The 22,042-nt window shown below is 68.0% G+C and carries 16 protein-coding genes; 4 read left to right on the top strand and 12 right to left on the bottom strand.

Translation table 11 applies throughout. The features are described from left to right. The first annotated feature begins 1 nt into the window (after position 1). Both cysD and cysN read left to right on the top strand, forming a co-directional pair. Positions 2–937 carry a sulfate adenylyltransferase subunit CysD gene (gene cysD / locus QPR87_RS10430; protein WP_011750621.1) on the top strand — a complete coding sequence of 312 codons (936 nt, stop codon included), beginning with the start codon at positions 2–4 and terminating at the stop codon, positions 935–937. Between the two features lies 1 nt (position 938). Then, positions 939–2,861, top strand: a complete 1,923-nt coding sequence (cysN, locus tag QPR87_RS10425; RefSeq protein WP_285049521.1) for a sulfate adenylyltransferase subunit CysN — start codon at positions 939–941, stop codon at positions 2,859–2,861. Positions 2,862–2,968: 107 nt separating this feature from the next. Here cysN and glcF read toward each other — a convergent pair whose 3' ends face one another. From glcF to QPR87_RS10410, 3 genes are read right to left on the bottom strand one after another with little or no spacing between them, the layout of a single operon-like run. After that, the gene (glcF, locus tag QPR87_RS10420; RefSeq protein ID WP_285049520.1) at positions 2,969–4,264 is read right to left on the bottom strand and encodes a glycolate oxidase subunit GlcF; all 1,296 of its coding nucleotides are present in this window, start codon (positions 4,262–4,264) and stop codon (positions 2,969–2,971) included. Between the two features lies 1 nt (position 4,265). Beyond that, a complete protein-coding gene (locus QPR87_RS10415) occupies positions 4,266–5,399 on the bottom strand; it encodes an FAD-binding protein (RefSeq protein ID WP_285049519.1) in 1,134 nt (377 codons plus the stop codon). After that, positions 5,396–6,835, bottom strand: a complete 1,440-nt coding sequence (locus QPR87_RS10410) for an FAD-linked oxidase C-terminal domain-containing protein (RefSeq protein ID WP_221246438.1) — start codon at positions 6,833–6,835, stop codon at positions 5,396–5,398. The genes QPR87_RS10415 and QPR87_RS10410 overlap by 4 nt, the downstream gene beginning before the upstream one ends. Positions 6,836–7,000: 165 nt before the next feature. Between QPR87_RS10410 and QPR87_RS10405 the strand changes: the two genes are divergently transcribed. Beyond that, positions 7,001–7,810 (top strand): FadR/GntR family transcriptional regulator, encoded by an 810-nt coding sequence (locus QPR87_RS10405; protein WP_285049518.1) that lies wholly within the window; start codon positions 7,001–7,003, stop codon positions 7,808–7,810. Between the two features lie 66 nt (positions 7,811–7,876). On the opposite strand, the gene QPR87_RS10400 is transcribed toward QPR87_RS10405, so the two are convergent. The 9 genes from QPR87_RS10400 to capB form a co-directional block, all read right to left on the bottom strand. Next, complete coding sequence (locus tag QPR87_RS10400; RefSeq protein WP_011750627.1) at positions 7,877–8,842, bottom strand: Bug family tripartite tricarboxylate transporter substrate binding protein; 966 nt, start codon at positions 8,840–8,842, stop codon at positions 7,877–7,879. A 22-nt stretch (positions 8,843–8,864) separates the two neighbouring features. After that, complete coding sequence (locus QPR87_RS10395) at positions 8,865–10,373, bottom strand: tripartite tricarboxylate transporter permease (RefSeq protein ID WP_011750628.1); 1,509 nt, start codon at positions 10,371–10,373, stop codon at positions 8,865–8,867. A 12-nt stretch (positions 10,374–10,385) separates the two neighbouring features. Continuing rightward, on the bottom strand, positions 10,386–10,850 hold the full coding sequence (locus QPR87_RS10390; protein ID WP_285049517.1) for a tripartite tricarboxylate transporter TctB family protein: 465 nt from the start codon (positions 10,848–10,850) through the stop codon (positions 10,386–10,388). 59 nt (positions 10,851–10,909) lie between these two features. Further along, positions 10,910–11,884 carry a tripartite tricarboxylate transporter substrate-binding protein gene (locus QPR87_RS10385; RefSeq protein WP_285049516.1) on the bottom strand — a complete coding sequence of 325 codons (975 nt, stop codon included), beginning with the start codon at positions 11,882–11,884 and terminating at the stop codon, positions 10,910–10,912. 194 nt (positions 11,885–12,078) lie between these two features. Then, positions 12,079–13,425: a sigma-54-dependent transcriptional regulator gene (locus QPR87_RS10380; protein ID WP_285049515.1), complete on the bottom strand. Its 1,347-nt coding sequence runs from the start codon at positions 13,423–13,425 to the stop codon at positions 12,079–12,081. Then, entirely contained in the window at positions 13,422–15,308 is a 1,887-nt protein-coding gene (locus QPR87_RS10375) for a sensor histidine kinase (protein ID WP_285049514.1), read from the bottom strand. The genes QPR87_RS10380 and QPR87_RS10375 overlap by 4 nt, the downstream gene beginning before the upstream one ends. An 82-nt stretch (positions 15,309–15,390) precedes the next feature. Beyond that, complete coding sequence (locus QPR87_RS10370; protein ID WP_011750633.1) at positions 15,391–16,713, bottom strand: purine-cytosine permease family protein; 1,323 nt, start codon at positions 16,711–16,713, stop codon at positions 15,391–15,393. A gap of 97 nt (positions 16,714–16,810) precedes the next feature. Then, positions 16,811–18,934 carry a caprolactamase subunit alpha gene (gene capA / locus QPR87_RS10365; RefSeq protein ID WP_285049513.1) on the bottom strand — a complete coding sequence of 708 codons (2,124 nt, stop codon included), beginning with the start codon at positions 18,932–18,934 and terminating at the stop codon, positions 16,811–16,813. A gap of 94 nt (positions 18,935–19,028) precedes the next feature. Beyond that, complete coding sequence (capB, locus tag QPR87_RS10360; protein ID WP_285049512.1) at positions 19,029–20,777, bottom strand: caprolactamase subunit beta; 1,749 nt, start codon at positions 20,775–20,777, stop codon at positions 19,029–19,031. Positions 20,778–21,082: 305 nt separating this feature from the next. Between capB and QPR87_RS10355 the strand changes: the two genes are divergently transcribed. Continuing rightward, positions 21,083–22,039 carry an AraC-like ligand-binding domain-containing protein gene (locus tag QPR87_RS10355; protein ID WP_285049511.1) on the top strand — a complete coding sequence of 319 codons (957 nt, stop codon included), beginning with the start codon at positions 21,083–21,085 and terminating at the stop codon, positions 22,037–22,039. Positions 22,040–22,042 lie beyond the last annotated feature (3 nt).

Raw genomic sequence — 22,042 nt, 5'->3', positions numbered from 1 at the left:
GATGAACAGCCAATCCGTCATTCATACCGGGGGTCAGGCGGCCACGCTGACCCATCTGCAGCGGCTGGAGGCCGAAAGCATCCAGATCATGCGCGAGGTCGTGGCTACGGCCGACAACCCGGTGATGCTGTATTCGGTGGGCAAGGATTCGGCCTGCATGCTGCATCTGGCGAAGAAGGCGTTCTATCCGGCCCCGCCGCCCTTTCCGCTGCTGCATGTGGACACCACCTGGAAATTCCGCGCCATGTACGAGCTGCGCGACCGCGCCGCGCGCGACGCCGGCATGGAGCTGATCATCCATCACAACCCCGAAGCGATGGAAAAGGGCATCAACCCCTTCGACCATGGCAGCCTGCATACCGACATGTGGAAGACGGACGGGCTGAAGCAGGCGCTGAGCAAGTTCAATTTCGACGTGGCCTTCGGCGGCGCGCGGCGCGACGAGGAGAAATCGCGCGCCAAGGAGCGGGTGTTCTCGTTCCGCTCGGCCAATCACCGCTGGGACCCCAAGAACCAGCGCCCCGAGCTGTGGAAGCTTTACAACACCCGCAAGGGCAAGGGCGAATCGATCCGGGTCTTCCCGCTGTCGAACTGGACCGAGCTGGACATCTGGCAATACATCCACCTGGAAAACATCGACATCGTGCCCCTGTATTTCAGCGAGCCGCGGCCGGTCGTGGAACGCGACGGGCTGCTGATCATGGTCGATGACGAACGCTTTCCGCTGCGCGAGGGCGAGGTGCCGACGATGAGATCGGTGCGCTTCCGCACGCTGGGCTGCTATCCGCTGACCGGCGCGGTGGAATCCAGCGCCCGCACCCTGCCGGAAGTCATCCAGGAAATGCTGCTGACCACCACGTCCGAGCGGCAGGGCCGCGCCATCGACCACGACCAGTCGGCCTCGATGGAGAAGAAGAAGCAAGAGGGGTATTTCTGAGATGAACCACGAGATGAAAGACCCCGTCTACGTCACGGATTCGCTGATCGCCGAGGACATCGACGCCTATCTGCTGAAGCACCAGCACAAGACCATGCTGCGCTTCATCACCTGCGGCTCGGTCGACGACGGCAAGTCCACGCTGATCGGCCGGCTGCTCTATGACAGCAAGATGATCTTCGAGGACCAGCTCGCCAGCCTTGAAAACGATTCGAAGGCCGTGGGCACCCAGGGCGGCGAGATCGACTTCGCCCTGCTGGTCGATGGCCTGGCGGCCGAACGCGAACAGGGCATCACCATCGACGTGGCCTATCGCTTCTTCGCCACCGACAAGCGCAAGTTCATCGTCGCCGACACCCCCGGCCATGAACAATACACCCGCAACATGGTCACCGGCGCCTCGACCGCCGACCTGGCGGTGATCCTGATCGATGCGCGCCAAGGCGTGCTGACCCAGACGCGGCGGCACAGCTATCTGGTCAACCTGCTCGGCATCCGCAACGTGGTTCTGGCGGTCAACAAGATGGACCTGGTCGATTACTCGGCCGAGCGCTTCTATGAGATCGTCGCGGATTATTCGCATTTCGCCAAGCAGATCGGCATGGACAGCTTCCTGCCGATCCCGATCTCGGGGCTCAAGGGCGACAATATCGTCAGCCACAGCGACAACATGCACTGGTATCAGGGCCCGACCCTGCTGGGCCACCTGGAAGAGGCGCCGGTCAGCGACACCCAGATGCTGGACCACCCCTTCCGCATGGCCGTGCAATGGGTGAACCGGCCGAACCTCGATTTCCGCGGCTTCGCCGGGCAGATCGGCGCGGGCACGGTGCGGCCGGGCGATGCGATCCGGGTGCTGCCCTCGGGCAAGACCACCACGGTCAAGTCCATCGTCACCCAGGACAGCGACCTGGATCTTGCCATCGCCGGCCAGTCGGTGACGCTGACCTTCGCCGACGAGATCGACTGCTCGCGCGGCGACGTGATCGTGCAATCGGATCAGCCCTGCGAGGTCGCCGACCAGTTCGAGGCGACGCTGGTCTGGATGGCCGAGCAGGAGATGCTGCCGGGCCGCCCCTACCTGCTGAAGATCGGCACCCAGACCGTCACCGCGACCGTCACCGAGCCGAAATACGAGGTCAACGTCAACACGCTGGAGCATCTGGCCAGCAAGACGCTGGGGCTGAACGCCATCGGCGTGGTCAACATCTCGACCGACCGGCCGATCCCGTTCGAGGCCTATGCCCAGAACCCCGACCTTGGCGGCTTCATCCTGATCGACCGCATGACCAACGCCACCGTGGCGGCGGGCATGATCCATTTCGCGCTGCGCCGGTCGCAGAACATCCACTGGCAGGCGCTGGACGTGAACCGCGAGGCCCATGCGGCACTGAAGAACCAGAAGCCCGCCGTGGTCTGGTTCACCGGCCTGTCCGGCTCGGGCAAGTCCACCATCGCCAATATCGTCGAGAAAAAGCTGCATGCCCTTGGCAAGCACACCTTCCTGCTGGACGGCGACAACATCCGCCACGGCCTGAACCGCGACCTGGGCTTCACCGATGCCGACCGGGTGGAGAACATCCGCCGCGTGGGCGAGGTGGCGCGGCTGATGACCGATGCCGGGCTGATCGTGCTGACCGCCTTCATCTCGCCCTTCCGCTCGGAACGGCAGATGGTGCGCGACCTGATGGCGCCGGGCGAGTTCGTCGAGGTTTTCGTCGACACGCCGCTGGAAGTGGCCGAGGCGCGCGACGTCAAGGGCCTCTACAAGAAGGCGCGTTCCGGCCAGCTGAAGAACTTCACCGGCATCGACAGCCCCTATGAGCAGCCGCAGAATGCCGAGCTGACCGTGAACACGGTCGCGCTGACGCCCGAAGAGGCCGCCGAGCGCATCGTGCAATACGTCCTGCGAGAGATGAGCTGACGGGCCGGCGCCTTCACGGATGAGACAAGGGAACGGCGGCCGGGTTAGGGCCGCCGTTCGCATCTCCGGGCCTTTGCGACGCCGCCCGCTCCCAAGCCGGGGCGAGCCTAGACCGGATGCGCCAGCGCCCGCGGCCTAGGCCCGCCGGTGGCCCAGTCCAGCAGTTCGGCCGTATGGACGACCGGCACGCCGGTGCCCGAGCCGATCTGCATCATGCAGCCGATATTGCCGGCGCTGATGACCTGCGGGGTCAGCGCCTCCAGCGTCTCGACCTTGCGGCGCTTCAATTCGGCCGAGATCGCCGGCTGCATCAGGTTGTAGGTGCCGGCCGAGCCGCAGCAGATATGCGCGTCCTTCGGCTCCAGCACGGTGAACCCGGCGGCGGCCAGAAGCTCCTTGGGCGTCGCGCGGATCTGCTGGCCATGCTGCAACGAACAGGCGGCGTGATAGCCGACGCGCAGCGGCTCGGCATGGCCCGGCTCGCGCAGGCCCAGATCGGCCATCACCTCGGTGATGTCCTTGGCCAGACCGGCCACCCGCGCGGCATCGGCGGCCAGCGGATCGTTTTCGAACATGTGTCCGTAATCCTTGACCGTGGTGCCGCAGCCCGAGGTGTTGATGACCACCGCGTCCAGCCCCTCGCGCGCGACCTCGGCCATCAGCGCGCGGATATTGGCGGCAGCCGAGGCGTGGCTTTCGTCGGTCTTGCCCATGTGATGGGTCAGCGCGCCGCAGCAGCCCAGGCCGCGCGGGATCACCACCTCGCAGCCATGGCGGCGCAACAGGCGGATGGTCGCGTCGTTGATGTCGGTGTTCAGCGCCCTTTGCGCGCAGCCGATCAGCAGCGCCACCCGCTTGCGGCGCGGCCCCTCGGCGGCAAAGACCTGCGGGCGGTCGTTCAGGCTGGGCGGCGGGATGTCGCGGGGCGCCATGTCCAGCATGGCCCGCAGCCGCGCATCCGGCACCAGCCGCCGAAAGGGCCGTGCCAGTTTCGCGCCCATCAGCGCCAGCCGGAAGCGCCCCGGATAGGGCAGGATGCGCGCCAGAAGCCAGCGCAGCGCCCTTTCGCCCAAGGGGCGGCGATAGGTCTTTTCGATATATTCGCGGGCGTGATCGACCAGGTGCATGTAATGCACGCCCGAGGGACAGGTGGTCATGCAGGACAGGCAGCTGAGGCAGCGGTCGATATGGCCGACGGTCTTGGCGTCGGGAACCTTGCCGTTCTCCAGCATGTCCTTGATCAGGTAGATGCGGCCGCGCGGGCTGTCCAGCTCGTCGCCCAGCACCTTGTAGGTCGGGCAGGTCGCGGTGCAGAAACCGCAATGGACGCAGCTGCGCAGGATCTCGTTGGCGCGGGCCGTGCCGGGGTCGGCCAGTTGCTGGGGCGTGAAATTGGTCTGCATGTCAGCGATCCATCAAGCCGGGGTTGAGGATACCGGCGGGGTCGAACCTTTGGCGCAACCCGGCCGAGAGGCGGGCGACAGGCGGGGCCTCGGGCGGGAAGGCCGGGCCGTCAAGCCCGCCGCGCCGGACCAGCGTGGCATGGGGGGCGACCTGCCGCACCGCCTGCGGGCTGCCCGGTCCACAATACCAGACCAGCCCGCCGCTCCAGTCGAGCGACACTTCGCCGCCCAGCGCCTGCAAGGCCCGCGCCGTGGCCGGGGCAAGGCTCGGCTTGACCAGCACCCGCCAAAGCGGCGCGTCCGTTCCCGCGAAATGCGCCAGATCGCGCAGGTCGCGCCACAGCGCCACGGTGGCGGCACCGTCCAGCACCTCGGCCTCGCGCGGTTTCAGCAGGTCCAGCAGCCGGTCGCGGCGATAATCCATCTGCGGCCCCAGCCCCTCGACCCGCAGCCAGGCCGAGCCGTCGCGGAAGGCGGCGCCCGAAACCTCGAAAGGGGTCGCCAGCGCCGTCGAAAAGATCGCCACCGCCTCCTCGACCGTGACGCCGTGAAAGCCCAGCGTGCAGCGGTCGGGCAGGTGCGGCAGCGTCTTCAGCGCCACCTCGGTCAGCACGCCCAAGCTGCCATGCGCCCCGCAGATCAGCTTGCCCAGGTCGAGGCCGGTGACGTTCTTCATCACCCTGCCGCCGTTCTTCAGCACGCGGCCCTGACCGTCGACAAAGCGCACCCCCAGCAGATGGTCGCGGCAGGCCCCGGCCAGCAGCCGGCGCGGGCCGCTAGCATTGGCCGCGACCACGCCGCCGATGGTCGGCGTGCCATTGCGGCCCAGCACGCCGCGCATGTCGGCAGGCTCGAAGGCCAGCGCCTGGCCCTCGGCGGCCAGCATCGGCTCGATCTGGTCCAAGGGCGTGCCGGCACGGGCGATCAGCGTCATCTCGCCCGGCTCATAGGTCACGACGCCCGAGATCGCGGCGGTCGAAAGCACCTCGCCCGGCACGGGTCCGGTTTCGACCCGGGTGCCGCCGCCGGCGATGCGCAGGGGTTGGCGGGTCGCGAAACGCTCGGCGATCAGGGCGCCAAGCTCGGCCTCGCTGGCGGGGCTCAGTCCCGCGCGGCTGGGATTGTCGGGGATCATCGGTCGGCTGCCTCCTCGCGCCAGGGCCGGCTTGCGTCCAGCGGAAAGACCTTGGCCGGATTGAGCAGCCAGCGCGGGTCGAAAACGTCCTTGACCGCCATCTGGATCTCCAGGTCGGGGCCGTCATATTGCTTGCCCATCAGGTCGCGCTTTTCGATGCCCACGCCATGCTCGCCGGTCAGGCAGCCGCCGACATCGACGCAAAGCCGCAGGATGTCGTTGCCGAAGGCCTCGGCGCGTTCCAGATCGCCGGGCTTGTTGGCGTTGAACAGGATCAGCGGGTGCATGTTGCCGTCACCGGCGTGAAAGACGTTCGCGACCTCCAGCCCGTGCTGGCGCGACAATTCGCCGATCATCTTCAGCGTATAGGGCAGTTGGCCCACCGGCACCGTGCCGTCCAGGCAGATGTAATCGCCCAGCCGGCCCATGGCGCCAAAGGCGGACTTGCGGCCTTTCCAGATCGCCATGGCCTCGTCGGCATTGCGGCTTTCGCGAAACTCGACCGGGTTCAGCGCATCGGCGATCTCGCGGATGCGGGCGATCTGGTGGTCGATCTCGGCGGGCGAGCCCTCGACCTCGACGATCAGCACCGCGGCGCAATCGGGATAGCCGGCATGGGCGAAGGCCTCGACCGCGCGCAGGCAGACGTCGTCCATGTATTCGATGGCGACCGGCAACACGCCCGAGCGGATGATCCGCGCCACGCATTCCCCCGCCACCTCGGCGCCGTCAAAGCCGATCAGCACCGGGCGCGCGCCCTCGGGCCGCGGCAGGATGCGCAAGGTGGCCTCGGTCACGATGCCAAGCTGGCCTTCGGAGCCGCAAATGAGCCCCATCAGGTCCAGGCCCGCAGGACCCATCTCGACCCCGCCCAGTTCCACCACCTCGCCCGTGGTCAGCACGACCGTGGCGCCCATCAGGTTGTTGGTGGTGACGCCGTATTTCAGGCAATGCGCCCCGCCCGAGTTCATCGCGATATTGCCCGCGATGGTGCAGGCCAGTTGCGAGGACGGGTCGGGCGCATAAAAGAAGCCGTGCGGTTCCAGTTCGGCGCTGACCGACAGGTTGGTCACGCCGGTCTGCACGCGGATGAAGCGGTTCCGGGTGTCGATCTCCAGCACATCGCGCAGGCGCAGGGTGGCGATGATGACGCAATCCGCCGTGGGCAGCGCGCCGCCGGCAAGCGAGGTCCCCGCACCGCGCGGCACCACCGGCACGCGCATCTCGTGGCAGATGCGCATGGCCGCCGCGACCTCCTCGGTCGTGCGCGGCAGCACCACCGCCAGCGGCGGGCAGCGATAGGCGGTCAGCGCGTCGCATTCATAGGCGCGCGTCTCCTCGGGGTCCGAGATCACGGCATCCTCGGGCAGGATGTCGCGCAAGGCGGCGACGATCTGGGGCGCACGCGCCAGGATGCCCGCATCGGGCCGGGGCATGGCAATACCGGACAAGCTCTCCTCCCTTGGTCGAACGGCAGGCCCGTGTCCTGCCCTGCATTCTTGGTATAATTTTCAGACCATGTTCGTCAATCGGTATTTTTCTGGACCGCCACGCCCGTCCTGTGCTTACATGGCAGGGATCCGACAACCGCATGAGCGCCCATGACCAACGCATCCGTGAAATCCGAACGCGCCGCCGAGGCCGTGGCCCAGCATCTCGAATCGCTGATCCTGGAGGGCTCGCTGCGCCCCGACGAACGGCTCTTGCCCGAGCGCGAGCTGGCCGAGCGGCTGAACGTCTCGCGCTCGACCCTGCGCGACGGGTTGAAGATCCTGGAGGAACGCGGGCTTCTGACCAGCGCCGGCGGGCGCGGCAGCCGGGTGGCGGCCCTGGGCAAGGCGGCGATCACCGACCCGTTGATCGCCATGCTGGTGCGCCATGCCGAGGCGGCGGACGATTACCTTGAGTTCCGCGGCATCGTCGAAAGCGCGGCCGCGGCTTTGGCCGCGCAGCGCGCGACCGAGGTGGAACTGGCGCGCATCCGCGATTGCCTTGGCCGCATGGACCGCGCCCATGCCCGCGCCGATACCGGCGAAGAGGCCGAGGCGGATACCGAATTGCACCTGCTGATCTACGAGGCCAGCCACAACATGACCCTGCTCCAGATCATGCAGGCTCTGGCGGGGGTCTTGCGTTCGGACGTGATCCAGAACCGCAGCCGGCTGTTCGCCGTGCCGGCCATCCGCGAGTTGCTGCGCCAGCAGCACCGCGCCATCGCCGAGGCAATCCTGGCCCGCGATGCGCAAGCCGCGCGGCAGGCGGCGGGCGAACATATCGGCTACCTGCGCCAAGCCAGCCGCGAGATCCGCGAGGCCGAGGCGCGGCTGGACCTGTCGCTGCGCCGGCTGAACGGCGGCGGGGCGGGCACGCGCGCGGCCGGGACGAAATCCACCCCGGCCGCAGAGGTCTAGAGAGGGCTAGAGAGGACTGGCCGGCAAGGAAAAGGCCGGGACGAGGCCCGGCCTTTCGATAGCGCGTCAGTCCAGGCTGACGTTTGCGTCGCGCACCACCGGCTCCCATTTCGCCATCTCGGCCTTGACGTGCTCGGCCAGTTCCTCGGGCGTCGAGGCGACGACGGTGGCGGAAAACTCCTTCATCCGGTCGGCCACCGCCGGGTCGGCCATGGCGGTCAGCGCGGCCTTGTTCAGCGCCTCGATAGCCTCGGGCGGCGTGCCTGCCGGGGCGAAAAGCGCGTTCCAGGTATAGGTCTCGTATCCCGGCAGGGTCTCGGCGATGGCCGGAACGTCGGGGAAGCTGGGCGCGCGCTCCGCCGTGGTCACGCCAAGCGCCCGCAGTTTGCCCGAGGCGATATGGCCCGAGGCCGAGGGCAGGTTGTCGAAGATGATCGGCACCTGGTTGCCCAGCACGTCGGTCAGTGCCGGCCCCGAGCCCTTGTAGGGGATATGGGTCAGGTCGATCCCGGCCATGGCCTTGAACAGCTCGCCCGACAGGTGCAGCGGCGTGCCGTTGCCGGACGAGGCATAGGCCAGCGGCTCGGACTTGGACAGGTCGATCAGCTCCTGCACGGTGTTGACCGGCAGTTCCGGGTTCACAGCCAGCACGTTCGGCACCAGAACCAGAAGCGAGACCGGCGCGAAATCCTCGACCGGATCATAGGGTTTCTGCTTCAGGATCAGCGGGTTCAGCGCATGGGTGGCGACGGTCGCCATCAGGATCGTATAGCCGTCCGGGTCGGCCTTGGCGACCTGGGCCGCGCCCAGGCTGCCGCCGGCGCCGCCGACGTTCTGCACGATGACCTGCTGGCCCAGTTCCTGGCTCATGCGGTCGGCGACGATGCGGCCGACCACGTCGGTCGAGCCGCCGGCGGCAAAGGGGATCACCAGGGTGATCGGACGCTCGGGGTATTCGGCGGCGGCGGCACCTGCGAGGCCAAGCGCCATGGCGGCGCCCAGCAGCAGGCGGCGGGTGATGGATGCTGTCATGGTTTCCTCTCTGTTGAATGTCTTACGCATCGCTTTCGGTAAAGACCTCGTCCCGGCGCTTGCGGATCTGCGGCAGGAAGACCAGCACCAGCACGGCCAGCGACATCAAAAGCAGGGTGGCGCTGATCGGGCGGGTCAAGAAGGTCATGGGATCGCCCCGCGACAGGATCATCGCCCGGCGCAGGTTCTCTTCCAGCAGCGGGCCCAGGACAAAGCCCAGCAGCAGGGGCGCCGGCTCACAGCGCAGCTTGGACATGACATAGCCCAGCAGCCCGAAGAAGGCGACGGCATAGAGGTCATAGGTGTTCGAGGCCACCGAATAGACCCCGATCGAGCACATCGCCATGATGATCGGGAACAGCACATAGTAAGGCACCGTCAGCAGCCTGACCCACAGCCCGATCAGCGGCAGGTTCAGGATCACCAGCATCAGGTTGCCGATCCACATGCTGGCGATGATGCCCCAGAACAGCGCCGGCTGTTCGCTGACCACGTTCGGCCCCGGCACGATGCCCTGGATGATCATCGCGCCGATCATCAGCGCCATGACCGGGTTCGCCGGGATGCCCAGCGTCAGCAGCGGGATGAACGAGGTCTGCGCCCCGGCATTGTTGGCGCTTTCCGGGCCGGCGACGCCGGCCAGCGCACCCTTGCCGAAGTCCTGCGGCCGGGCAGAGACCTTCTTCTCGATCGTGTACGAGGCAAAGCTGGCCAGGATCGCGCCCCCGCCCGGCAGGATGCCCAGGACCGAGCCGACCCCGGTGCCGCGCAGGACCGGGCCGATCATCTGCCTGAATTCCTCGCGGTTGGGGAACAGGCGGCTGATGTTCTTGGTCATCACCTCGCGGTCGTGCTCGTCCTCGAGGTTGCGCAGGATCTCGGCGATGCCGAAGACGCCCACGGCGACGGCGACGAAGTTCAGCCCGTCGGCATATTGGGTGATGCCCAGGGTGAAACGCGGCGCGCCGGTATAGATGTCGGTGCCGACGATGCCCAGAAGCAGGCCCAGCACCACCATGGCCAGCGCCTTGAGGACCGAGCCATGCGCCAGCGCCACCGACATGACCAGGCCCATGACCATCAGGCTGAAATACTCGGCCGCGCCGAATTTCAGCGCCACCGCGGTCAGGGGCGGGGCAAAGATCGCGACCAGGAAGGTCGCGACGGTGCCGGCAAAGAACGACCCCAGCGCCGCCGTGGCCAGCGCCGTGCCCGCGCGGCCCTTGCGCGCCATCTGGTAGCCGTCGATGGCGGTGACGGCGGACGAGCTTTCGCCCGGCATGTTGATCAGGATCGCGGTGGTCGAGCCGCCGTATTGCGCGCCGTAATAGATCCCCGCCAGCATGATGAGCGAGCTGACCGGCTCGAGCTGGAAGGTGATCGGCAAGAGCATGGCGATGGTCGCCGTGGCGCCGATCCCCGGCAGCACCCCGATCAGCGTGCCCAGAAGCACGCCGATCAGGCAGAAGAGCAGGTTCGCCAGCGACGAGGCGACCGAGAAGCCAAGCGCGAGATTGCTGAGCAGTTCCATGACGCCCCCTTTCTAGAACTGGACCCAGGGCCCGAAGCGCCGGAACGGCAGGCCAAGGCCATAGCTGAAGATCAGCGTCGACAGGATGGTCACCGTCACCGCCAGGATCAGCGCCGCCAGGGGCCGCATCCGCATCGAGGCCTGCGAGGCGATCAGCGTGGCCAGAAACAGCGCCGGCACGAAGCCGAGCCCGCGCACCGTCAGGCCGAAAAAGATCGGCGCCGGCAGGATGAACAGGATGCCGCGCCATGCGACCTTGCCGAAGGGCTCGTCGTCCTCGCGGCCGAAGGCGCGCAGAAAGACGATCAGCCCCAACAGGAACAGGATCCCCGACAGCACCATCGGGAAATAGCCGGGCCCCATGCGCAGCGAGGTGCCGATCTCCAGCCCCGTCGTCTGCCAACCGAAAAATCCCGCCGCCGCCATCAGCAGCAGCCCGGCCGCGATGTCGGTCCCGTCCTTGGGTTTCGTGGACATGTGTTTCCCCCCTGCTTGCAGCAAGCCCCGCCGCGCATTGCGGGCGGCGGGGCGCCGGTTCAGTCGGCGTAGACGCCCGCGGCCTCGATCACCGGCTGCCAGCGGGCGATCTCGGCCTCAAGCTTGGCTTGCAGCGCGGCGGGCGTGGCATCCTCGGCCGGCGAAGGCGCGGTGCCCAGGTCGGCCATGGCCTTCACGACCCCCTCGTCCGCCAGCGCGGATTGCAGGGATTTCGACAGCCGCTCGTTCACCTCGGCCGGCGTTCCCTTGGGCGTATAGATGCCGTGCCAGATCGACACGTCGAAGCCGTCCAGCCCGCTTTCCATCGCCGTGGGCAGGTCGGGGAACAGCTCCAGCCGCTCGGGCGTGGTCACGGCATAGGCCTTGATCGTGCCGCCCTTGATCTGCTGCGTGGTGTTGGTGGTCTGGTCGCACATGATATCGGTCTGCCCACCCAGCAGGTCGGTCATCGCCGGGCCGGTGCCCTTGTAGGGGACCGTCACCAGCGGCGCCTCGAGCGCCGACATCAGCATCATGCCGCACAGATGCGAGGCCGAGCCGATGCCCGCATTGGCCAGCGTCAGGTTGTCCGCGTTGTCCTTGACGTAGGAGATGAACGCCGTGAAGTCGTTGGGCTCGAAATCCTTGCGGGCGACGACGACCATCGGCACCTCGGTCACCAGGCCCACATAGTCGAAGGCATTCAGCGTGTCATAGGCCAGGTTGCGGTAAAGCGTGGCCGAGGTCGCCATGCCGATATGGTGCAGCAGCACCGTATAGCCGTCCGGATCGGCCTTGGCGACGTTGCCGGCGCCCAGCGTGCCGCCGGCACCGCCGATATTCTCGACGATGATCTGCTGGCCCAGGTCGGCCGACATGCGCTCGGCCACCATGCGCGCCACCGTATCGGTCGGCCCGCCGGCCGCGAAAGGCACCACCATGGTGATCTGGCGCTGCGGCCAATCCTGCGCGAAAGCCGGCGCGACCAGCAATGTCGTAGCGCAAAGCGCGCCCAGAAGCTTCGGGTAAGCCATATCCCCTCCCCCAAAATATGCTTTGGCCTGCGTCCTCCTCGACGCGGCCTCCGCGGAATGGTGCGGCGGCAAGCCGCCGCGGCACAAATCAAAAACGCGGGGCCAAAGGCGCAAGTTGCGCAAGGATGCCAAAAATGGGTGGGAAAGGTAACATGCCGCATGAATGATGGGTGGATTTCCACCCATCTGCCTGCTCAGCCGGCATCGTCCTCGGCCGCATCCAGGATCAGGCGGCGGTCGAGGCCGTATTTCTGCATCTTCTCGTAGAGAGTCTTGCGCGAAATACCCAGCGTCTCATAGACCGGGCGCAGCTTGCCGCCATGGGCGGCGATGGCTCCGGCGATCAGGCTGCGCTCGAACTCGGCCACGCGCTCGGCCAGGCGCGCACCCTGTTCGGGGCCAAGCTCCGCGCCTTCCAGTCCCAGCACGAAACGCTCGGCCAGGTTGCGCAGCTCGCGCACATTGCCCGGCCATTCCTTGGCCGCAAGGCCCGACAGGAAGGCGGCGGGCGCCTCGCGCTCGGGCAGGTTGTGGCGGGCGGCGGCCTCGCGCAGCAATTGCAGGAACAGCAGCGGGATGTCCTCGCGCCGCGCCGAAAGCGGCGGGACATGCAGCACGGCGACGTTCAGCCGCCACAGCAGGTCCTCGCGGAAAAGGCCCTGCGCGACCAGTTCCTCCAGATCGACCTTGCTGACGGCGATGAAGCGCACGTCCAGCGGCACCGAGTCGTTCGAGCCGAGCCGGGTGATCGTGCGTTCCTGCAGCACCCGCAGCAGCTTGGCCTGCAATTCCAGGGGCATCGAGCCGATCTCGTCCAGCAGGACCGTGCCGCCGCGCGCATGTTCGAACTTGCCGTATCGCGGCCGCAGCGCACCGGGAAAGGCCCCCGGCTCATGGCCGAACAGCTCGCTTTCGATCAGCGCCTCGGGCAGGGCGGCGCAGTTGATGGCGATGAAGGGCCGGCCGGCACGGGCCGAAATGTCGTGCAGCGTGCGCGCCACCACCTCTTTCCCGGCGCCGGTCGGGCCGATCACCAGCGCATCGGCATCCGAGGCGCCGATGGCGCGCAACCGATAGCGCAGGTCCACCATGACCTGGGTGCGGCCGGGCAGCCGGGCCTCGACATCGTCGCGCTTGCCCGCGACGGCGCGCAGCCGGCGGTTTTCCAGCACCAGCCCACGGTGGTCGATGGCGCGGCGGATCACCGTGGCCAGTTCCTGCACCACGAAGGGCTTCTCGATGAAGTCATAGGCGCCGCCCCGGATCGCCTCGACCGCCAGCGGCACCTCGGCATGGCCGGTGACCAGGATCACCGGGATCTCGGGATCGACCTCGTGCAGCCGGCCCAGCAGCGTCATCCCGTCCATGCCCGGCATGCGGATGTCGCTGACCACCGCGCCGGCAAAGCCCGAACCGGCCAGCGCCAATGCCTCCTCGCCCGAGGCCAGCGCCTCGACGGTGAACCCCGCCAGTTCCAGCGCCTGCGCGGTCGAGCTGCGCATCTGCTCGTCATCCTCGACCAGAAGCACGCGCGGGGTCATGCGGCAGTCTCGGCGGCCTCGGCGCCGGCGGCGGCGGGCAGGACCACGCAGAATTCGGCGCCGGGCCGCATGTTGCGGCAGGCGATCTCGCCGCCGAAATCGCGCACGATATTGGCGGTGATCGACAGGCCCAGGCCCAGCCCAGCCCCCATGCCCTTGGTGGTGAAGAACGGATCGAAGATGCGCGCCGCGATGGCCGCCGGCACGCCCGGCCCGCGGTCGCGGACCCGGATGGCGAGGCGCCCGCCCTCGGCCCGCGCCGAAAGCGTGATGCGGCGATCCGCGCCGCCCTCGACCGCATCGACGGCATTGGTGATCAGGTTCACCAGCACCTGCTGCAAGCGCGTCGGCCCCGCCCGCAGCGGCGGCAGGTCGGCGGGCACGTCCAGCTCCAGCTCGGCGCCGCTGCTGGCCAGCCGCGCGGCGACGATGGTGCGGGTTTCGTCCAGCAGCCCGGCCAGCGCCACCGCGCCCAGCACATCGTCGGGCTTTCTTGCCGCGTGGCGCAGATGCTTGCCGATGGCGGCCATCCGGTCCACCAGCAACAGGATCTGGGCGATGTTCTCGCGCGCGCGGGCGTGTTCGCCGCGCTCGATCAGGATGGCGGCGCTGTCGGCATAGTTGCGCGCCGCCGCCAGCGGCTGGTTGATCTCGTGCGAAAGCGAGGCCGACATCTGCCCCAGCGCCGCCAGCTTGCCGACCTGCACCAGGCTGGCCTGCGCGGCGCGCAGCTCGGCCTCGGTGGCGCGGCGCTCGGCGATCTCCAGTTCGAGCTGGTCGTTCACCCGCGCCAGATCGGCGGTGCGCTCGACCACGCGGCGCTCCAGCTCGGCGGTGGCGAATTGCTGCATGGCCAGCCGCTCGGCCGCCTGCGCGCGGCGCTGGCGCCACATCATCAGCCCGAAGCCCGCGACCGACAAGAGCAGCGCGAGGCTCAGCACCGCCAGCCGCGCCTCGGCCCGCAGCTCGGCGCTGTCCAGAAGCACATGCACCGTCCAGCCCGCGCCCGGCATGTCCTCGGAGGCGGCGATATAGTCGTGGCTGCGCTGGGGACCCCCTGCAAGCGCGGGCGGCAGGCGAAAGACCGGGGCGCCGTGCAGGTCCAGCCGCTCGATCGGCAATTCGGCCAGGGGCGTGCCGGCATAGCGGCGCGAGGATTCGGTGCGCGCCAGCCGTTCCGGCGTCAGCGGCCGGATGCTGTGGTAAAGCCAGCTTGGCTCGGAGGACAGGAAGGCCGTGCCTTCGGGGTCGGTCACCAGCACGCGATACTGGTTGCCGCGCCAGGAGGCCTCGATCCGGTCCACGCCGATCTTGACCGCGACGACGGCGGTGATGCGGCCGGCATCGTCCTGCACCGGAGCCGAGAAGAAATAGCCCCGCACGCCGGAGGTGGTGCCGATGCCGTAGAACCGCCCCTGCCCGCCCGCCATGGCGTCGATGACATAGGGCCGATAGCTGAAATTCTGCCCGACGAAGCTGGAGGGACCAAGGTAGCCGGAATGGGCGATGGTCTCGCCGTCGGGCAGGATCAGGTAGATGTCGGATGCCTGCACCGCCTCGTTCTGCTCGGCCAGCCACAGGTTGGTTTCCTGCCGCAAGGCGGCATTGCCGGGGTCGGCGGCAAGCTGGTGGATCAGGTCCAGGTCGCCGACCAGTTGCGGCACCACCTCGTAGCGCGCCAGATCGGCGGTCAGCGCGTTCACCGTCAGCCGCAGCGCGGTCGCGGCGCGGGCATGGCCCTCGCGGAAGTAATGCTGATAGGCAAGCTGCGCCCCCAGCCAGAGGATGGCGGCCGCGCAGGCAAGGCACAGCACCAGCGGCCAGCGGCCGGCCGCCGGCTTGCGCAAGGCCGGCTCTATCCGCATCTGGGCCCGTGCATCCAAGGCATGGCTCCGTCCCCTGCTATCCCCCTGGGGCGGAATCTGACAGCAAGGCCGGCTGCGCGCAACCGGCCTTGCGTCGGGGTCAGGACAGCGCCCGGCGCGCCGTCGCCCGGCCGGCCAGCGCCGCATAGGCGGCCGCCGCGACCAGGAAGGTCGCCGGCGCCGACAGCGAGGCCGCCGTGCCGCCCGCGAAATGCAGCGCCAGCCCCGCGCCCGAGGCCAGAAGCCATGCCCCCAGCCCCGCCGGATTGACCGCGCGCGCATCCGCCAGGTCGGTGTCGCCGGCACCGCGATCCGTCGCGATATGGACCAGCGCGATGCCGACCCAGGCCACGACGAAGATGCCCTGATAGGCCAACGCCTGCAGGATATAGGCAAAGACATCGGCCAGCATCAGCGCATAGGCGATGGCGCCGACCACGCAGGCCCAGACCCATTTCGGCAGGTGCAGGCGAAAGACTGTTTCGGCAAAGCTCTCCATGTTCACCGCGGCGAGGTAATAGTTCGCAGTGTTGATCCGGGTCTGCGAGATCCAGACGAAGGCGAGCCCGGCCACGCCCATCAGTTGCACCAGCGCGAAGACGACCGAGACCTCCGAGACCGCGCCCTCGGTCGGCAGGCTGGCGGCCAGGAAGATGCCGACAAGGCCGTTGAGCAGGAAAGCCACGGCATAGAAGGGCGCGCCGAAGTTGATGGTGGCATGGAAACGCGCATCCTCGGGCCGGCCGAAGCGGGCATAGTCATAGGTGAACATCATCAGGATCCAGACGCCCATATAGGCGACGAAGCAGTCCCACCAGCCGCCGGCGGGCGCGCCGCCCTGCGGCCCAAGGTTCAGCCATGCGTCCGAATAGCCGTATTCCGCCACCGCCAGCACCACCGCGGCAACCAGCCCCAGCAGGTAGAAGGGCAGAAGCACGCCGTTGAACTTGTCCAGCCAGTTCTGGATCGAGCCAAAGATCAGCGCCACCGAATAGACCGCCACCACCAGCGCCGCCAGCGGATAGGAGATGCCGGCATATTCCCGCAGGGCGACGGCGATCACCGAGCCCTCGAACACCGCGTAATAGATCGCGGTGGCAAAGAAGATCAGCGTCGCCACCGCCGCCCCGCTGCGCCCCAGAAGGATGCGCGAGAACAGCGAGACGCTGAGCCCGGTGCGGATCGCGTGCCGCACCAGCACCGCATTCACCGCCGCATAGGCGACGACCGACAGCACCAGCCCGATGATGGCGTTTCGCGCGCCATAGGCCAGCGCCAACGATGCGGCGATGACCAGGTAGAACATGGCCGAGCAGACCGACCACCAGGCCATCGTCAGGGGCAGCCGACCCATGCGCTGGTCGCGCGGCACCGGCCGGTCCGAAAATTCCAGTTCTTCCGAATTGTCCAAAGATCCAGCCATGGCTGAAGCTCCCTGTTTGGTTCTTGTGATTGGATACGGATGGGCGGGGCCTTGCGCGGCCCCGCCCGGCCTCCGTCAGGCCCATGTCAGGCCCATGTCAGGCCTCGGCCAGCACCTTGGCCTGTCCTCGCGTCCCGGCCGCGCCGCTTGCCACGGTCACGACATAGACGCCGTTGCCGTCCAGTTCGGCGACCCAGCCCGGCTCGATGACGATGGTGGTCGTCACCTCCTGGATGACCGCCGGGCCGGTGACGACGTCGCCCGCACCCAGCTTCGCGCCGTCATAGACCGGGGTTTCGTGCTTGCGGCCCGAGGCGTCGAAGATCATCTCGCGCGTGCCCGACAGCGCCGCATGCGCGCCGTGCCCCGACGCGATCCGCATCCGCGCCGGACGCTCGACCGCGCCCGAGATGGCGCTTTCCACGTTCACCACCTCGACCGGGCTGTGCGGCTCGGCATAGGTGTAAAGCTCTTCGTGGCGGGCGTGGAAGGCGGCCTTGAGGCGTTCCAGCGCCGCCTCGTCGATGGCGAAGGGATCGACGCTGACCGTGCATTCATGCACTTGCCCGACATAGCGCATGTCGAGGCTGCGGCGGATGCCGATCCGGTCGGGGGCGAAATCGTCGGCCATCAGGTCGGCGCGACCCCTGTCCTCCAGCCGGGCGAATGTCTCGTCCAGCCGCCTGGCCGCGTCGGCGCCTTCCAGCCGCGCGGCGATGGGGGCCATGTAGTTGTATTTCACGTCCGAGATGATCTGACCGAAGGCGCAAAGCCCCGACGCGAGCTTGGAGACCAGCACCTTGCCGATGCCCATCTCGCGCGCCAGCGCGGTGATATGCGCGCCCGTGGCGCCACCGGCGCAGTTCAGCACGAAGTCGCGCGGATCGTAGCCGCGCTCGACCGAGACGCGGCGGATCGCGTTCACCATGTTGTTGTTGACGATGGTGAACATGCCGTAGGCCGCCGTCTCGACGCTGATGCCCAGGGGCTCGGCCAGGTGCTTGCGGATCGCCTCGCGCGCCTTTTCCACGCCGAGCGGCAGGCGGCCGCCGACCAGGCCCTCGGGGTTCAGGTAGCCCAGCACCAGGTTCGCGTCGGTCGTCGTCGGCCGCTCGCCACCCTTGCCGTAGCAGGCCGGGCCGGGTTCCGAGCCCGCCGATTGCGGCCCCATCTGCATCAGCCCCATCGAGTCGATCCAGCCGATCGAGCCGCCGCCCGCGCCCAGGGTTTCCACCTGGATCATCGGGATGCCGATGCGATAGCGCAGGAAGTCGATGTTCTTCGACACGTTGGCCTGGCCCTCGCGGGTCAGGGTGATGTCGAAGCTGGTGCCGCCCATGTCGACCGTGATGATGTCCTCAAGGCCGTAGGGCTCGCCCAGATAAAGCGCCGCCCTGGGCGCCGAGGCGGGGCCGGAATTGATCGCATAGACCGACTGGTCCGAGACCACCGACCCCAGCGCCAGCCCGCCGTTCGACTGGAAATAGCGCACCGGCTGGCGCGCGCCGAGGCTTTGGAAATAGCCGTCCACCGCCTGCACGTAGCGCGACAGGATCGGCGCCAGATAGGCATTCACGATGGCGGTCGAGGTGCGGGTGTATTCGCGCACCTGCGGATAGAGCTGGCTGCCGACGGTCAGGCGCACATCCGGCATCATCTCGCGCACGATCTGGGCGGCGCGCAGCTCGTGATCGGGGTGCAGGACCGACCAGACGAAGCTGATCGCGACCGATTCGACGCCCTCGCGCAGGAAATGCCGGCAGGCTTCGCGCACCTCCTCCTCGTTCAGCGGGGTGTGGACGGCGCCGGTCGAGATCACCCTTTCGCCAACCCCGCGCCGCAGATGGCGCGGCACCAGCATGGTCGCGGGCGGATAGTCCGGGTCGTAGCGATAGCCGTCCTCCTTGTGGCCGAGGCGGATCTCGATGCTGTCCTCGTGCCCCCTGGTGGCGATCAGGCCGGTCTTGGCGCCGGTATGGGTGATCAGCGCGTTCAGCCCCACCGTGGTGCCGTTGATGCAGAGATCGGCGTTCGAGACCAGATCGCGCGGGGTGATGCCCGTCTCTTCCTCGATCAGCGCAAGGCCGTTCCTGATGGCCAGCGTCGGGTCCTGCGGGGTCGAGAGCGCCTTGAAGATACGCAGGGCGCCCTCGCGGTCGGCGAGGATGAAGTCGGTGAAGGTGCCGCCGGCGTCGATGCCAAGGCGATATTGGTGTTTCATGGCGGGTTCCATCTTTGGCTGCCTCCGGCGGGCCCGGCGCCGGGGGCTTCGCGCCCCCGGACCCCCGCGGAGTATTTGGAAAACGGAGAAGGGCTTACGCGGCGCGCAGGGCGGCGGTGGCGGCGTGATCGACGGCAAGCGTCGCGGCATCGGCGATGACGACGCCGTAATCCAGCCGCGCGCCCTCCAGGCTGACGAGGCCGTTCCTGACATCCTCGACCACCTTCTCGACCGGGCGGGCATAGGGGTTGCCGTAGCCGCCGCCGCCGGGATTGCGGTTCGCGGCGCGTTCGCCGGGCTGGATGGTCTCGATGACGTTTTCGGTGATGACCTGCGTCTCGCCATTGCGCGTCACCTCGAGCCGGCCGACCTTGGGCGGGATCAGCGCCGAGCGGGCGCCGGCCGCACCCATGGCCGGGATGCGGCGCCCCTCGCCGAAGGTGACCAGCGTCATCGGGCTGTCCAGCGGCTCGACCTCCCAGCAGGTGCCCGAGCCGCCGCGGAACTGGCCGGCGCCGCCCGAATCCTGCATCAGCGAATAGCGGTGGATGATGATCGGATAGCTGTGTTCCAGCATCTCGATATCGCCCGAGGTCAGCGCGCCGAAGCAGCATTCCGGCCCGCAGGCGTGCCAGCCGTCCTGGCTGGCCGTGGCCCCCGCCCCCGAGATGATCGAGGCCAGCACCATGGTTACATATTCCTCGTCATGGCGCTTGTCCCAGCCGGCGATGTTGCAGCCGTTGGCATGGCCCCAGCTGGCCGAGACCTTGGCCGGCGCCGCCTGCTCGAAGGCCAGCCGCACCGCGTCGGTCAGCGTCTCCATCGGCGTGGTGGTGCAGTTCATGTGCGGCGCGGGGGATTTCGCGTTGCAGAGCGTGCCGCGCGGACCCATGTCGGTGGTCACGCAGCGATAGAGCCCCTCGTTATAGGGCGGCGGCAATTGCGCGAACATCATCAGGCCCAGGTAGACGCCGGAATGGCTGTTGCCTTCGTAGCTGTTGATGAAATAGGGCACCTGCGGCGGCGAGTTGATGGCGATGTGGCAGCCGTCCCCCTGGATCGTCACCGTGGCGGTGATGTCCATGTCGCCGAAGCCGTGGCCCGCATCCTCGAGCACCGCCGTGCCGGTATAGGTGCCGTCGGGCACCTGCGCGATGAGCTTGCGCATATGCGCCTCGGCCATGTCCAGGAGTTCGGCGATGCAGTCCTGCACCACCTGCTTGCCGTATTTGTCCATCAGCCGGACCAGGTTGCGGGCGCCGACCTGGCAAGCGCCGATCAGGGCATTGAAGTCGCCCTCCTGGTCGCGGCGCGCGCGCATGTTGGTCAGAAGCAGGTTCATCACGTCGTGGCGCGGCTTGCCGCGATCCCACAGCTTGACGGGCGGGATGCGCAGCCCCTCGGCATAGATCTCGGTCGCGTTGGGGTTGTAGCCCGCCGGGACCGGGCCGCCGACATCGGTCAGGTGGCCCTTGCAGACGGTCCAGAACACCAGCTCACCCTGGTAGAAGACCGGGTAATACATGCAGGTGTCGATGATATGGCTGCCGCCATAGGCCGGGTCGTTGTGCAGGATCAGGTCGCCCTCGTGGATGTCGCCCTGAAAGAAGTTCGCGACCGATTTCATCGCCGGGATCAGGCTGCCGAGGTGGATCGGAATGTCCTGGCCTTGCAGGATCATCTCGGGCGTGTGGTTGAAGAGCGCGGTCGAATAATCATGCGCGAGGTTGAAGACCGAGCTGCGGGCGGTCTGTTCCAGCGTCAGCGTCATCTCGCGCTGCGTGGTCTCCAACACGCCGCGCACCACCGAAAGCGTGATGGGGTCGGGTTTTGGTCTGGTCATGGCTTTTCCCTGTCTTGGGCCGCGTGGGCGCGCGCAGCAGGGCAGCCGGGCAACGGCTGGTTCATGGTCTTCTCCCTGTGGCGTGCCGTCTGGCGCGGCATCTTTTCGGTCAGGCCATGGTGCGGCGCGGCCGGCCCGCGGTCTTGACGGCGGGTGCGGATAAACTTGTCATTCCGTGCAGCCTTGCCGATCCGCGCGGCAGGATTTGCCCCGCGGCGCAGCCGCCTGCCCCGCGCGCGAGTTTTCTTTTGCCCGATTGCTCCGGGCACGCTACGAATCGCGGAACCGATGCGGGGAGGCGCATCATGACCCTGGAAAGCTACAGCACCGCCGCGGCCGCACCGCCCGAGCGCGCGGCGCATTGGTCGGCCATCATCGCGGACACCTATTTTCCGCTGCACCTGAGCTATCGCGATCCTGCCACGTTCCAGGGCCGGCTGGAGCGGCGCAGCGCCGGGCCGGTGTCGCTGTCGCGGCTGCGCACCGAACCGGCGCGCTATGAGCGGGTGCCCGGCCTGATCCGGCAGGGCGAGGCCGAGGAATACCTGGTCACCATCCCCAGCCTCGCGCCGGTGCTGTTCCGCCAGTTGGGCCGCGACATCACCTGCGCCCCCGGCGGCTTCATCATCGAGCGCGGCGACGAGCCCTATCGCTTCGCCTATCAGGCACGCAACGACCTTCTGGTGATGAAGATCGCCCGTGGCGCGCTGGCCGAAAGGCTGCGCCAGCCGGACCGGCTTTGCGCCACCGTCTTCGACGGGCGCGACGGCTTGGGCGGTTTGTTCGCCGAGACGGTGCGCCGCGCCCATGCCCTGTCCGATGCGGAGGGGGCCGCCGATGTGCTGGGCCGGCACCTGATCGAGCTGCTGGCGCTGGCGCTGGACCGCCAGGCGGAAACCGACGGCGGCGTGGCCACGGTGGTCCGCGCCGCGCATCTGAAGCGCGCGCAGGACGCGATCTTGCGCAACCTGACCGATCCCGAGCTATCGCCCGGGACGGTGGCCGCGGCCTGCGGCATCTCGAAACGGTATCTGCACGACCTGTTCGGCGATACCGACGCCACGGTGGCGCAATTCATCCGCGAGGCGCGGCTGAGGGCGGCACGGGACATGTTGCAGATGCCGGGCGACCTGTCGCTGGCCGCCATCGCCTATCGCTTCGGCTTCGGCGACCAGGCACAGTTCTCGCGGCTGTTCCGGGCCATGTTCGGCCAGACCCCCAGCAGCTATCGCGCCGCCTGCCGCGCGGGGCGGCAGGGCTAGGGC

The sequence above is a fragment of the Paracoccus sp. SSJ genome, from assembly GCF_030234105.1.
Classification (GTDB): Bacteria; Pseudomonadota; Alphaproteobacteria; order Rhodobacterales; family Rhodobacteraceae; genus Paracoccus; species Paracoccus denitrificans.
The sequence above is the reverse complement of the archived record's forward strand: the minus strand, read 5'-3'. Positions and strand labels throughout refer to the sequence as shown.